The following is a 12,899-nucleotide window of genomic DNA, read 5'->3' as shown; positions in this document are numbered from 1 at the left end:
ATCTATCTTTTTGCGCAACGAAATAGGACTTATTAAAAAGGTACACCCGCCACAAGCGTACGTTTTAATAAGTCCTATTACATAACAGTCTTTGCCCTCTTACGTTCCCCAACGTCAACAAATCCTTTAGTCATTTTACTGTTCAACGACCTTCTTTATATTATCAAATTTTGTAGGATTTGTCAATAGATAAGCATGTTTTTCTTAAATATTTGTGATATTGTCGAGCACATTCGATGTTTTACATTATTTTACACAGTTATTTGCGCTATCTTAATCATTTTTTACATATTTTTGAACAGTATTTCTTTCTTTTTTATTCATTAAATCGGAATACCATAAAGGACAATCCTGGTATTGTAACTTGAATTTTGTAAGAATGTCCTTCACAAGTCTCTTTTACAGCTTTTACTGATTGAACTATTCCATGATTTTTTCCTCCGTATAGTTGTGCATCGGAGTTAAAGATCTGCGTATACAGTCCTGGTGCATTTACACCAATTTGATAATTTTCTCGTTCCACTGGTGTAAAATTACAGATACATAAAAGATGATTCTTCTTTGTAGATCCCCTTCTTATAAATGTAACAAGGCTTAGTTCACTGTGAGAGCAATCCAACCACTCAAACCCAATTGGTTCACAGTCATTGGCATAAAATGCATCATATTTGTTATATAACTTATTTAAATCTTTCATATATTGTTGCATCTGTGCATGTCGTTCATAGCCAAGTATGTTCCAGTCAAGGCTTCTTGCCTCACTCCACTCCTGCCATTGGGCAAATTCCTGTCCCATAAATAATAATTTTTTACCAGGATGCCCATACATAAAACCGTATGCTGTACGAAGATTAGAGAATTTTTCATCATATTCTCCAGGCATCTTTTGAATCATGGAACCTTTTCCATGCACCACCTCATCGTGAGAAAGTACTTGAATAAAGTTTTCGCTATATGCATACATAAGACTAAATGTTATTTTATTGTGATTGAATTGTCTGAAATATGGATCTAATTTCATATACTCAAGGAAATCATTCATCCACCCCATGTTCCATTTATATAAAAAGCCCAAACCATTTAGATTTGCTGGTGCCGTTACCCCTTCCCATGATGTTGATTCTTCCGCAATCATTAATGCCCAAGGCATCTTGTCCTCTACAATGGCATTTAGATGTCGGAAAAACTCAACAGCATCTAAGTTTTCTCTTCCTCCATTTCTGTTTGGTAACCACTGTCCCGCTTTTTTCCCATAATCCAGATAAAGCATTGATGCAACTGCATCCACTCGCAAGCCATCAATATGATATACTTTTAACCAAAATAGTGCATTGGCAAGTAAAAAGTTTACAACTTCTTTTTTTGAATAATTAAATACATAGGTTCCCCATTCTGGATGTTCTCCCATTCTAGGGTCAGCATATTCATATACCGGTTCTCCGTCAAATCTGCTTAATCCAAACTCATCCTTTGGGAAATGCGCTGGTACCCAGTCTAGTATTACACCAATTCCTTTTCTATGTAGGTAATCCACAAAATACATAAAGTCTTCCGGCGTTCCATATCTACTTGTTGGTGCATAATACCCCGTGACCTGGTATCCCCATGAGCCATCAAATGGATGTTCTGCAATACCTAGTAATTCTACATGGGTATATCCCATTTCATGGACATAGTCTGCTACTTCATGGGCTAATTCTCGGTAATTATAAAATCCATCCTCGGTTCCATCGTCATGTTTTCTCCAAGAGCCTAAATGCATCTCATAAATTGATAATGGTTGTTTTCGCAAGGATATACGATTCAGTTTTTCTCTTTTTTTGATCCAAGTCCGGTCCCCCCATTTATATTCCGCTATATTAGCAATAACAGATGCGTTTTTGGGGCGTAGTTCCGAAGAGTTTGCATAAGGGTCCGACTTATAGAGTACATTTCCTTCTCTTGTTCGTATCTGGAACTTATAAACTGCCCCTTTTTTCACTCCTGGTATAAATAGCTCATGAATTCCAGAGTTTCCCAACATTTTCATTGGGTGAAGTCTTCCATCCCAGCAATTAAAATCTCCCACAACACTTACTTTTCTTGCATTGGGAGCCCATACAGCAAACTGTGTTCCTTCCACACCATGTATACTCATCGGATGAGCACCTAACTTTTCGTAAATCTTGTAATGTGTTCCATGGCTATAAAGATGAAAATCTAGTTCGCCAAACTGGGATGGGAAACAGTAAGGATCTTCAATTTCTACCACACTCCCATCCTGGTATGCTGTTCTTAATAGATAATCTCCAATTTCTTTGGCTTCATCCAGATATACATATAAACCACAATCTTCATACGGAGTCATTTCATATTCATTTTTGCTACGTTTGTCTATAATTGTTATACTCCTTGCGTTAATGCGATACGCAACAAATAGTTGTCCTGCATCAACAGAATGCACTCCTAATATTTTATGTGGACAATTATTAATTTCTTTATATAATTCCTCTACTTGAATCGGATTCATGTATTTGCTTATTGTTTCAATCATGCCACCATCGGCTCCCTTCCCTGATTACTGCTTAGATAAATGATATCTTTTGTTTGATGCGACAAGTCCCGTTGACTGTTCTATTATATACATTGATATATTCCGCCGTAGTTTGCCGGTATAGTTGCTTGAAAACAACCATTTTCAACGGATATTTCCTCATTCGTCAATAAGTTCTTTACCTTGTCACAGGAAACGGTAACCGCTATGGTTATGGTGGAAGGTTGGTCATCGTTATTTACTGCAACAATCGTTGCTTCTTCTTCACAGATTCTTGCAAACGCATATTGTCGATTTGTTAGGAACAGTTCCTGGTATCGTCCAACCTGCAAGGAAACTCGATCCTTATGAATTTGCGCCAATTTACTAAGTAAGCAAGTAAGTTTTGGATTATTTCCTCGATATCTTTCTTCTCTTCCAACTTCGATTGTAGCATCTACATAGTCTTCTAATTGGAGTTTTGGACGAACAGCATCATCGGAATTGTTATCCTTGTGTCCTTCAATGGCAAACTCTGATCCATAATAAATCGATGGTATTCCAGGAACGGTATATAAAAGTATGTGGACAGGATAGAGATGCTCTTTATTCTGCAACTTATTATAGATTCGGTCCACATCATGATTATCTACAAATGTATATAGATTACCATTCCGAACAAGTCCTCCATTGGGATCAAACAACCGTTTAATGGTATGGGCAATCTCAAAATAATTATGATCGTTATGACCAGAATATAAGCCCTTATGCAATTCATAATCTGTAACACTATGCAATGTTTCTTCATTTACCCAGCGTCCATAATCTCCATGTATTACTTCACCCATAAGCCAAAAATCTTCTTTTACTGTATTACAAAAAGACCTCATTTCCTTCATAAAATCGAAATCTAATACATCTGCACAATCCAGACGTATTCCATCTATATCAAATGTATCTACCCAAAATTGAATTACTTGTAATAGATATTGCTTTACCTCTGGATTTCTCTGATTTAGTTTTGCTAACAAAAGATATCCTCTCCAACCCTCGTAGGAAAAACCGTCCCCATACTCTGTATTTCCTCCAAAGTTCACATTACAATACCAGTCTTTATATGGAGATGCTTCTTTCTTCTCACGTAGATCACGAAAAGCAAAAAATTCACGTCCTGTATGATTAAATACTCCATCAACTACGACCTTGATCCCATGTTCATGGCACTCCTGAACAAAATGTACAAAATCATCGTTATCCCCCAAACGTCGATCCACTTTTTGATACTCTGTGGTTTCATAACCATGTCCTACCGACTCAAATAGAGGACCAATATATAAGGCATTACATCCTAACTCCTCCATATGCGGAATCCATTGCTCCAACTCTTTTAATCGGTGTGTTGTTGTAATTCCATCATTGTTTTTTTCTGCACCACATAATCCAAGTGGGTAGATGTGATAAAAAACTGCTTTGTCATACCATTTAGCCATAATAATCACCCTGTCCTTTTTGTTCTTTTGTATTCTATGATGTCCAGATAAAAAAATTATACTTTCCAACATCATTGTTTACGTTAAGCACTTGCTGCTCATGTCGTACGACCCTGTTCAAGTCCCTAACGAAATATACTTATACTACAATTCCATACATAAATTGATGAACCAACATATAGATCTTATGGTCATCAATAAGCCGTTTGCTTGTGTGTTCTTTTTCATAATATAGTAAGATATAGTGATTTAATATTCCTGAGAAACCAATTGCAAATTGTTCCTGACGTCCGTTCATATTTCCCAAAAAACCTGCTGCCTCATCAAATATGCCTCGTATTATGGAAAACTGTTTTTTTATGTAGGGCAGTACTGCTTTATATGTATCATTTTCTCTTGCAGAATAGAATAAAGATAAAAACAAATAATAAAACCGTAGGTCATCCTCTGCTATAGAAAAAAGCGCTTTTGCATACCTTTCTAACGTTACGATCAAGTCTCCCTGATACGTTGCCGCTTCTTGCAACCGTGTAATCATATGATCACAGCGTTCCTGTAGCAAGGCCTCTAATAGCCCATATTTACTTTTAAAATAATAGTATAACGTAGGCTTTGTTATACCTGCTTTCGTTACAATTTCCTGTACGCCAACTGCATCGTATCCCTTTTGGTAAAACAGATCAAGTGCACATTCCAGAATATTTTCTCTGTTATCCAATTCCTGATTATGCTCCACTTCACACCTCCCATATCCTTACATATTTTCAGTATACCTATCGGTATACAAACTGTCAATAGGCTTCCATTATTTTATTTTCTTTATACTAAAATTCACGATTTCCCCCGTAATTGTACATAAATCGTTCAATAAACACCAACTAAAATAAGTTATCTAACATTCTGAACGATTGTCCAAACTGCATTGACAGAATAGTCAAAATAAAATATAATTATACATGAACAATTATTCATATATTCAAAAGGAGTGTTAATTATGACTGATATCAAACATGCTGAGACTTGTGATTGTCAAAGCGTCCATGAAGATATACTTAATACAGTTAAACCAATTATGCCAGATGAAGAAATATTGTATGATTTAGCAGAATTATTCAAGATTTTTGGCGATACCACTCGCATTAAGATTTTATGTGCTTTGTTTGAATCCGAAATGTGTGTGTGCGATATTGCTGAGCTTCTTAACATGACGCAATCTGCAATTTCTCATCAATTGCGCGTTTTAAAAACTGCAAAGCTAGTAAAAAATCGAAAAGCCGGAAAAATCGTTTATTATTCTCTGGCAGATGAACATGTTAAATTAATCTTCGATCAAGGTCTTTCACATGTTCTTGAATAATTACCAATGAGAACTATGTATCCGTTATTGTAAGGAAGGAGCATAAATTATGAAAAAAACAGAATATGTTTTTCTTTTAGAGCATCTTGGTTGTGCAAACTGTGCAGCAAAGATGGAACGCAAACTGAATGCACTACAAGATGTAAAAACAGCACAAATCAATTTTGTGAACAAAAAATTACTTATTGAATATACAGAGCCAAAAGATGCAGAGGAAATAAGACAGAAGATTGAAAAACTTTGTCGTGGGATTGAAAGCGAAGTAACTGTTACATTATTAGAGAATTCTGTGATGAGAAATTCCTCCTTGAAGGGTGATGAAGAGATTCAAGGACACAGGGAAAGTTCTTGTGGTGAGCATCAGCATGAACACGTAGATTGTTCCTGTGGTGAGCACAAGCATGAACACGATGATTGTTCCTGTGGTGAACACCAACATGCGCACGAAGATTGTTCCTGTGATGAACACAAGCATGAACACGATAATTGTTCCTGTGATGAACACAAGCATGCTCACGATAATTGTTCCTGTGATGAACACAAGCATGAACACGATGATTGTTCTTGTGATGAACACAAGCATGCTCACGAGGATCATTCCTGCGGTGAACATCAGCATGCACACGGGGAGCATTCCCACAACCATGGTCATGAACACGGTCATTCTCATACGCATGGTTCTCTTGAAAACAAATCGGAACTTTATAAAAAGATTCTTTTTTTGTTCACAGGCTTAGTAATTGGCTTTATTCCAATTATTTTTGACCTCCCTACTCCTGCTACAATCGTACTACTACTGGCAGGATACCTATTGTTGGCATACGATGTATTGCTTACTTCTATAAAGAATATTTCACATGGTGAAATCTTTGATGAAAACTTTCTTCTGATCATTGCTACAATCGGTGCCTTTTACACAAAGCAATATCCAGAAGCATTAATGGTTATCCTTCTTTTTCAAATTGGCGAGTTGTTGCAGGATATTGCTGTAGACCATTCAAGAAAACAGTTAACTACCGTTTTAGGCATGAAGCCAGAATATGCAAATAAAAAAACCAAAGATGGCATCCGCGTTGTTTTGCCAGAAGAAGTATCTCCCCAAGATATTATCGTTGTAAAACCAAGTGAACGAATTCCGTTGGATGGAGAAGTTATTGAGGGAAGTTCTTTTCTTGATACCTCATCCTTAACGGGGGAATCAGTCCCTCGGAAAGCCTCTGTTGGTGATGCTGTATTAAGTGGTTGCATTAATGGAAGTGGAACCCTCTATATCCGAGTTACTAGCTCCTATTCCAATTCCACCATAGCGAAAGTACTTGATCTTGTAGAAAATGCTTCCAACCGCAAATCCAGTACCGAACATTTTATCACTAAATTTGCAGCGATTTATACACCTATTGTTGTGTTATTAGCATTGATATTAGCTATTCTTCCTCCAATTATAACAGGAAGTCATGACTTCTCCCAATGGATTTACCGTGCTTGTGGATTTCTAGTTGTCTCCTGTCCTTGTGCTTTAGTCATCTCCGTTCCACTTGGATTCTTTGGTGGAATCGGATGTGCTTCCAAACACGGAATATTAATAAAGGGAAGTAATTATCTAGAAGCTCTAAACTCCGTTGAAACGGCTGTATTTGATAAAACAGGTACACTTACAAAAGGTGTATTCACCGTAACCAAAATACAGGTGGCTAATTCCACATGCTTAACTTCCGTTCTCTCAAAAGAGGAACTTCAACTATACACAACTCCAACGGAACAATTACAGTACATTGCTGGTTTAGTTGAAAGCTTTTCCAATCACCCAATTGCACGATCCATTGTATCTGCTGCAAAAGTATCTGTTGCCTCTGACAAAATAACGGATTATGAAGAAATAGCTGGTTTTGGCATTACTGCGACATTAGCGGGACATAACGTACTTGCCGGAAGTTCTAAATTAATGAAGCAATTTCACATTTCCTTTCAAGAAGCACCTGTTAATACGTTAGGAAGTATTGTTTATATTGCCATTGATCAATCTTATGCAGGATACCTTGTAATATCCGACGAGGTAAAGAAAGATTCCGCCTCAGCAATGGAAAAACTACACAAACTTGGCATTCATACCGTAATGTTAACTGGTGACGTTGATGCCTCTGCTCAACTAGTTGGTAAACAATTGGGATTAGACCAAATCTATTCTGAACTGCTTCCAGGTGATAAAGTAGAGAAGATTGAAGAACTTCTTCAAAAGAAAACACCAGGAAAAAATATTATATTTACTGGTGATGGAATGAATGATGCTCCTGTACTAGCTCGATCAGATATCGGATTTGCAATGGGAGGTGTTGGCTCAGATGCTGCTATCGAGGCTGCTGACATTGTCATTATGACCGACGAGCCTACCAAGATTTCAGAAGCAATTAAAATAGCAAAAAGAACACGAAGAATTGTAACAGAGAATATCATATTATCCCTATCCATAAAAGCAATTGTCTTGCTACTATTAGCAAACGGAATGGGTTCCATGTGGCTAGCCATCTTCGCCGATGTAGGCGTAGCACTAATCGCCATCTTCAACTCCATCCGTACCTTAAAATACAAGGTGTAGCACCAGGTTCCAAAGTTATGCTTTTCATGCTTGCATGAAAATGCATAACCTTGGGAACCGCCTTAACATGAGAAAGTAGCCCGTAGGGCGGATTTCGAATGTTTCCTGATTGCGGGAGTTCTTTTTACGGAGCAATCAGGTGCTACACCTTTTTTCCCATGTTATGCTTTTCATGCTTGCATGAAAATGCATGACCTTGGGAACCGCCTTAACATGAGAAAGTAGCCCGTAGGGCGGATTTCGAATGTTTCCTGATTGCGGGAGTTCTTTTTTACGGAGCAATCAGGTGCTACACCTTTTTTCCCATGTTATGCTTTTCATGCTTGCATGAAAATGCATAACCTTGGGAACCTATTGCTACACCTGTTTGTCTAATCCAGTAGCTATATACAGCAACGCTTGTACAAGAAATCTAGGATGGTCGAACGCTAATTGGTCCTTCTCTAGCACTTGATATTCATATGCTTTTATAATGCCATCTCTATTATAACTAACTTCAACTTTCGCATGTAAATTCAGACTTCTTTCTGCATTCGTTAAGGTTAGTTTATACTGATCTACTAATCTTGTTTTTCCCACTTCACTAACCACTTCTTTTTGCATCTCTTTTTCTAAATGCATGTCAAACCAATCTGCATCCGCAGCATCATCTCCCGCTTTAACTTCTTTGTCTTCTCCTATTAAAGCTAAGTATGCAACCGTTACAATTCTTGCTCTCGGATCTCTCCAGGCTTCTCCCCAGGCATAAAGTTGTTCTACTTCCACTCCCTCTACACCTGTTTCTTCCAAAAGTTCACGTTTTGCTGCAAGTTCCACATCTTCATCAATATTAACAAATCCACCTGGTAAAGCCCAATGACCAATGCTCGGATGATTTTTTCTCTTCACTAATAGAACTTTTAGTCCTTCTTTTACCGTTAGGAATTCCTTTGGGTGTCGAATAACGATCATATCCGCCGTTACGCTTGGGTTTTCATATCTATGTGTATCGTATTCTTCTAAAAAACTTTCTAGATTCTGCCCCATTTCGTTCACTTCTCCTGTACCACGAAATGGTTCAATATTTTTTAAAAATGCTGGCATATTCTTTCCTTCTTTCTTGTGTGTTTGTATACTCATTATAATTTTCAGGTATAAAGTAATTGTTCATATATATGCATAAGAATATCCTACGAATGTATTTTACCCTTATATATTCTTTTGAATAGAACTTTAAAAGTTATCTTATACTTTTATAATTATACCACGAATTCATCTTTCTGTCTTACGTATCAATCTCTTCTGTTAATTTCTAAATGTGTAATTTTTGATACTTTTTTCCTATAATAATATTGTCTCCATCCTTTAAATTTGCTATAATAACTCCTATAGAAGCCATTGTTTATGATTATCTTACTGTGGCTAAACTATATAAAAAATGTATACTAATGAATGCTCAATGGGAGAGTGGTAATATGCTAGATTTTAAATTTGATTGGAGTAAAGATGTAGAAACGGGCATTCCAATTATGGATACACAACATAAGGAATTTTTTCGAATCGGACGTGATGTGGAACAACTTGTAATGTGTCATTGTATTGGCGTTACAAATAAGCAATTGCTTGATATCGTTATGGAATTGAGAGAATATGTTGCTTATCATTTCTATGAAGAAGAGTTATTAATGAAAGACTATAACTATACTGACTATCTAGAGCACAAAAAGAAACACGATGCTATGATTCAATACATTCTAGATGTTGACCTTCGTAAGTTAAGTTTAGACCCCTATACGATATTACGCACGGTGAGAACTTTTCTACAGGACTGGATTTTTCAACATATCTTAATCGAAGATCTTCGATTAGGTCATTACCTAAAAGAACATGGTTATCAAGAAAAACAAACCTAGCTGGTTGTTGATGCATATACAAACTGCTAAAAATCGTGGTATAATAAAATAGGTACATCAATTCCATTACAATGGGGGAAGGATGAGAAAACCAACGATTTGGTTTTGATACCTAAAATGATAAATGAGGTGACTATATGAATCAATCAGAACTAGAAACAGAAGTTGTAACAGAAAACAAAGTGAATGAAGTTGTAGAAACAATGGATGATTATAAAGACGCACTCAATCAGTCTTTTAAGAAGATTAAAGAAGGAGATATCCTTACTGGAACAGTAATCGGCGTATCCGATACAGAAGTTACCGTTGATCTGAATTACTATACAGAGGGAATTATACCAATTACGGAACTAAGTAATGATCCAAGTTTCTCAATAAAAGCGAATATTCAAGTTGGTGATAAAATCACAGCAACTGTATTACAAGAAAACGAAGAAACTGGTAACTTAATCTTATCAACAAAAGAAGCTACCAATATCCTTGCATGGGACAAGTTAAAAGAAGCTCTCGATTCTAGAAAAAGATATGAAGTAAAGGTTTCCTCTTCTGTAAATAGTGGTGTTATCGTTTATGTAGAAGGAATTCGTGGATTCATTCCTGCTTCCCACCTAGATACCCATTATGTAGAAGATGTAACATCATATGTGGGACGTACATTAACTGTTATTGTAATTACTGTAGATGAAGCAAATCAAAAGCTTGTTTTATCCGCAAGAGAAGTACTTCGAGAAGAGGAAGCGGAACAAAAAACAAATAAGATTTCCCATCTTCAAATAGGACTTGTTACAACTGGAACAATTGAAAAAATTGCTCCTTATGGTGCATTTGTTAACATTGGTGATGGTCTGTCTGGTCTTGTTCATATCTCTCAAATCTGTGGCAAACACATTAAGTCTCCAAATGAAATTGTAAAAGAGGGACAAGAAGTGAAAGTTAAGATTATTGCTGTTAAAGATGGCAAGATTAGTCTTAGTATGAAAGCAGTAGAAGAAAATGAAGAAATCGTAGAGGATGTGGAAGAAGCACCTTTTGAATATACTTCAGGAGAAGAAGCAGGTACTGGCCTAGGTGCTTTACTTGCTAATTTGAAACTGTAATTAAAAATTAGGTAAAAAGCAGAAAAGCCCCTTCTAGCGAATGATGATATCCTGTCTACTTGAAAGGATATCATATCATTCGCTAGAAGGGGCTTTTTTTATAACTGCTCACCTGCAATGGAGAACCCGTCCATCTTGGCTCTCTCCACATCAAAATTACTATCAAGATGCATGAGGACGAATTTCTTCTTCTGGTCCGCTGGCATATCTTTTGTTGCCTCTAATAATTTGTCATATTGAAAATGTACTTCAGCACTTTTAATCATCGTTACTTCATGATAAATCCAGTCATATGCATATGGATTTGATAGTTGATGGTTAAACTCACAAGTATCACCACTATAATAAAAACAAAACTCTTTTTTCTGAGAAAATGTAATATGATAGCAGTTTTCGTTCTTCTTATAGTCTAAGTATGGGGTATGTTTTCCTGCTTCAAAGTTATATTCCACTTCTCTTTGATACCCATCAACATACAGCTCGTCCCAAAGATTAACGTAGAACGTATAGACTTCCTCCGTCACCCCTTGTAGTTCTAGTAACTCCTTCAATGCTTCAGAAGGGAAGTATACACAGATTTTACTTCGATCCTGTCCAAACACATTAATGTACAGATAAGCAAGTAATGTTCCTAAACTTCCTACATGATCACTATGCAAATGCGTTATGAATATATTCACTCTTGTCTTTTGATCAAATAGATGATTCTCAATTGTTTTCGGAAATACATCCTCACCAACATCAATTAAAAACAATTCGGAACCCAGTTCAAAATATGCGCTCGTATTTCCTCTTTTGGTATTGAACGCCCCGCCTGTACCTAAAAATTTAAGCATTCCTATTCTCCTTATTACCTTGTTGCCCTTATTCATTCAATCTTTACACATCAAAATTATAATCCCTCGTTCGATCCTTACGAATTAGAGATTACTTTATTAAAAAAAGAACCTAATCCTTTCTTCTCTTTACGTTCTTCTTTCCCTTTGCTTCCCTGATCGTTCATGATATGATTGGTGGCAAGGTCCTTCATAATCTGTTGCACTTCATCCCCTACTTCACCATAGTTTTCCTCATCGCTTTGCAAATCCGGAGACTCCATAACACTCTCCCCCGTAACAACTTCTTCATTCTCATCATCAATGACACTACCATATGATTCCTTCATCATTTCACGATAATTACCTGACATAATCTCTTTATATTCTGCTACCTCATCATGACTATAGGTGTGTACCTCTTCATTTAATGAAAGCATCTTATTATCCAAATAATTTACTATTTCTGCGCACTCCTTAAGTTCTTTTCGAATTCGCTCTGGTGCATTTCCCTCAAACTTATAATAGATCTTATGTTCCAAACTAGCCCAGAAATCCATTGCAATGGTTCGAATCTGAATCTCTACCTTGGTTTCAATTACATTGTTTGATAAAAAGATTGGAACTGACACGATCATGTGATAACTGGCATATCCATTCTTCTTTGGCTGCATAATATAATCTTTGATTTTTAATACTTTAATATCATTCTGTTTCGTGATTAAATTCGCTATACGATAAATATCTGAAGTAAATGAACATATAATTCGAATTCCTGCAATATCATTAATGTATTTGACAATATTCTCAACAGTTAATTCTTTCCCTTTATGACGAATCTTCTTTGCAATACTTTGTGGTGATTTAACCCTCGACGTAATATGTTCAATTGGATTATATTGGTGCGCTAACTTAAACTCATTATTTAAAATTTCTAATTTTGTGTTAATTTCTTTTAAGGCAGAATTATAAAGTAGTAAAGCATTGCTCCACTCTTCTGCTTCATCATAAAAAATTGGTAACTCCATATAAACACCTTCTCTTTGCTACTATTTATCTCACTACACCCATAGATAAGAGTGCGTACCACGCACCCTTGCACTTATCGTACTTTTAGGTTCCCACGACCTTTTTCATGTAAAC

9 protein-coding genes and 1 pseudogene are annotated in these 12,899 nt (G+C 36.3%); 4 read left to right on the top strand and 6 right to left on the bottom strand.

From position 1 onward, the window contains the following. Positions 1–316: 316 nt before the first annotated feature. From glgB to HBB17_RS18360, 3 genes are all read right to left on the bottom strand, one after another. Entirely contained in the window at positions 317–2,533 is a 2,217-nt protein-coding gene (gene glgB, locus HBB17_RS18370; RefSeq protein WP_238483798.1) for a 1,4-alpha-glucan branching protein GlgB, read from the bottom strand. 83 nt (positions 2,534–2,616) lie between these two features. Further along, entirely contained in the window at positions 2,617–4,002 is a 1,386-nt protein-coding gene (locus HBB17_RS18365; RefSeq protein ID WP_167958952.1) for an alpha-amylase family glycosyl hydrolase, read from the bottom strand. A gap of 139 nt (positions 4,003–4,141) precedes the next feature. Then, entirely contained in the window at positions 4,142–4,738 is a 597-nt protein-coding gene (locus HBB17_RS18360) for a TetR/AcrR family transcriptional regulator (protein ID WP_167958951.1), read from the bottom strand. 258 nt (positions 4,739–4,996) lie between these two features. Between HBB17_RS18360 and HBB17_RS18355 the strand changes: the two genes are divergently transcribed. After that, positions 4,997–5,359: an ArsR/SmtB family transcription factor gene (locus HBB17_RS18355; RefSeq protein ID WP_167958950.1), complete on the top strand. Its 363-nt coding sequence runs from the start codon at positions 4,997–4,999 to the stop codon at positions 5,357–5,359. Positions 5,360–5,408: 49 nt separating this feature from the next. Continuing rightward, positions 5,409–7,952 carry a heavy metal translocating P-type ATPase gene (locus HBB17_RS18350; protein ID WP_167958949.1) on the top strand — a complete coding sequence of 848 codons (2,544 nt, stop codon included), beginning with the start codon at positions 5,409–5,411 and terminating at the stop codon, positions 7,950–7,952. A 357-nt stretch (positions 7,953–8,309) separates the two neighbouring features. Here the strand turns inward: HBB17_RS18350 and HBB17_RS18345 are convergent, their stop codons facing one another. Further along, the gene (locus tag HBB17_RS18345) at positions 8,310–9,035 is read right to left on the bottom strand and encodes an NUDIX domain-containing protein (protein ID WP_167958948.1); all 726 of its coding nucleotides are present in this window, start codon (positions 9,033–9,035) and stop codon (positions 8,310–8,312) included. Positions 9,036–9,406: 371 nt separating this feature from the next. Here HBB17_RS18345 and HBB17_RS18340 point away from each other — a divergent pair, with 371 nt between their 5' ends. Next, on the top strand, positions 9,407–9,844 hold the full coding sequence (locus tag HBB17_RS18340; RefSeq protein ID WP_167958947.1) for a bacteriohemerythrin: 438 nt from the start codon (positions 9,407–9,409) through the stop codon (positions 9,842–9,844). A 137-nt stretch (positions 9,845–9,981) separates the two neighbouring features. Next, positions 9,982–10,941: a 30S ribosomal protein S1 gene (locus HBB17_RS18335; protein WP_167958946.1), complete on the top strand. Its 960-nt coding sequence runs from the start codon at positions 9,982–9,984 to the stop codon at positions 10,939–10,941. Between the two features lie 98 nt (positions 10,942–11,039). Here the strand turns inward: HBB17_RS18335 and HBB17_RS18330 are convergent, their stop codons facing one another. Together HBB17_RS18330 and HBB17_RS18325 are read right to left on the bottom strand one after the other, a co-directional pair. Further along, on the bottom strand, positions 11,040–11,777 hold the full coding sequence (locus HBB17_RS18330; protein ID WP_167958945.1) for an MBL fold metallo-hydrolase: 738 nt from the start codon (positions 11,775–11,777) through the stop codon (positions 11,040–11,042). Between the two features lie 395 nt (positions 11,778–12,172). Then, positions 12,173–12,784 (bottom strand): annotated as a pseudogene (locus tag HBB17_RS18325) (GTP pyrophosphokinase); the annotation flags it as partial. Positions 12,785–12,899: the final 115 nt, after the last annotated feature.

This window comes from Anaerosporobacter faecicola, from assembly GCF_012070565.1.
Lineage (GTDB): Bacteria > Bacillota > Clostridia > Lachnospirales > Lachnospiraceae > Anaerosporobacter > Anaerosporobacter faecicola.
The sequence above is the reverse complement of the archived record's forward strand: the minus strand, read 5'-3'. Positions and strand labels throughout refer to the sequence as shown.

What these genes read in the sequence shown, in the direction of transcription:
- glgB (WP_238483798.1), bottom strand. Translation starts at nt 2,533, where the DNA reads ATGATTGAAACAATAAGCAAATACATGAATCCGATTCAAGTAGAGGAA.
- HBB17_RS18365 (WP_167958952.1), bottom strand. Translation starts at nt 4,002, where the DNA reads ATGGCTAAATGGTATGACAAAGCAGTTTTTTATCACATCTACCCACTT.
- HBB17_RS18355 (WP_167958950.1), top strand. Translation starts at nt 4,997, where the DNA reads ATGACTGATATCAAACATGCTGAGACTTGTGATTGTCAAAGCGTCCAT.
- HBB17_RS18350 (WP_167958949.1), top strand. Translation starts at nt 5,409, where the DNA reads ATGAAAAAAACAGAATATGTTTTTCTTTTAGAGCATCTTGGTTGTGCA.
- HBB17_RS18345 (WP_167958948.1), bottom strand. Translation starts at nt 9,035, where the DNA reads ATGCCAGCATTTTTAAAAAATATTGAACCATTTCGTGGTACAGGAGAA.
- HBB17_RS18340 (WP_167958947.1), top strand. Translation starts at nt 9,407, where the DNA reads ATGCTAGATTTTAAATTTGATTGGAGTAAAGATGTAGAAACGGGCATT.
- HBB17_RS18335 (WP_167958946.1), top strand. Translation starts at nt 9,982, where the DNA reads ATGAATCAATCAGAACTAGAAACAGAAGTTGTAACAGAAAACAAAGTG.
- HBB17_RS18330 (WP_167958945.1), bottom strand. Translation starts at nt 11,777, where the DNA reads ATGCTTAAATTTTTAGGTACAGGCGGGGCGTTCAATACCAAAAGAGGA.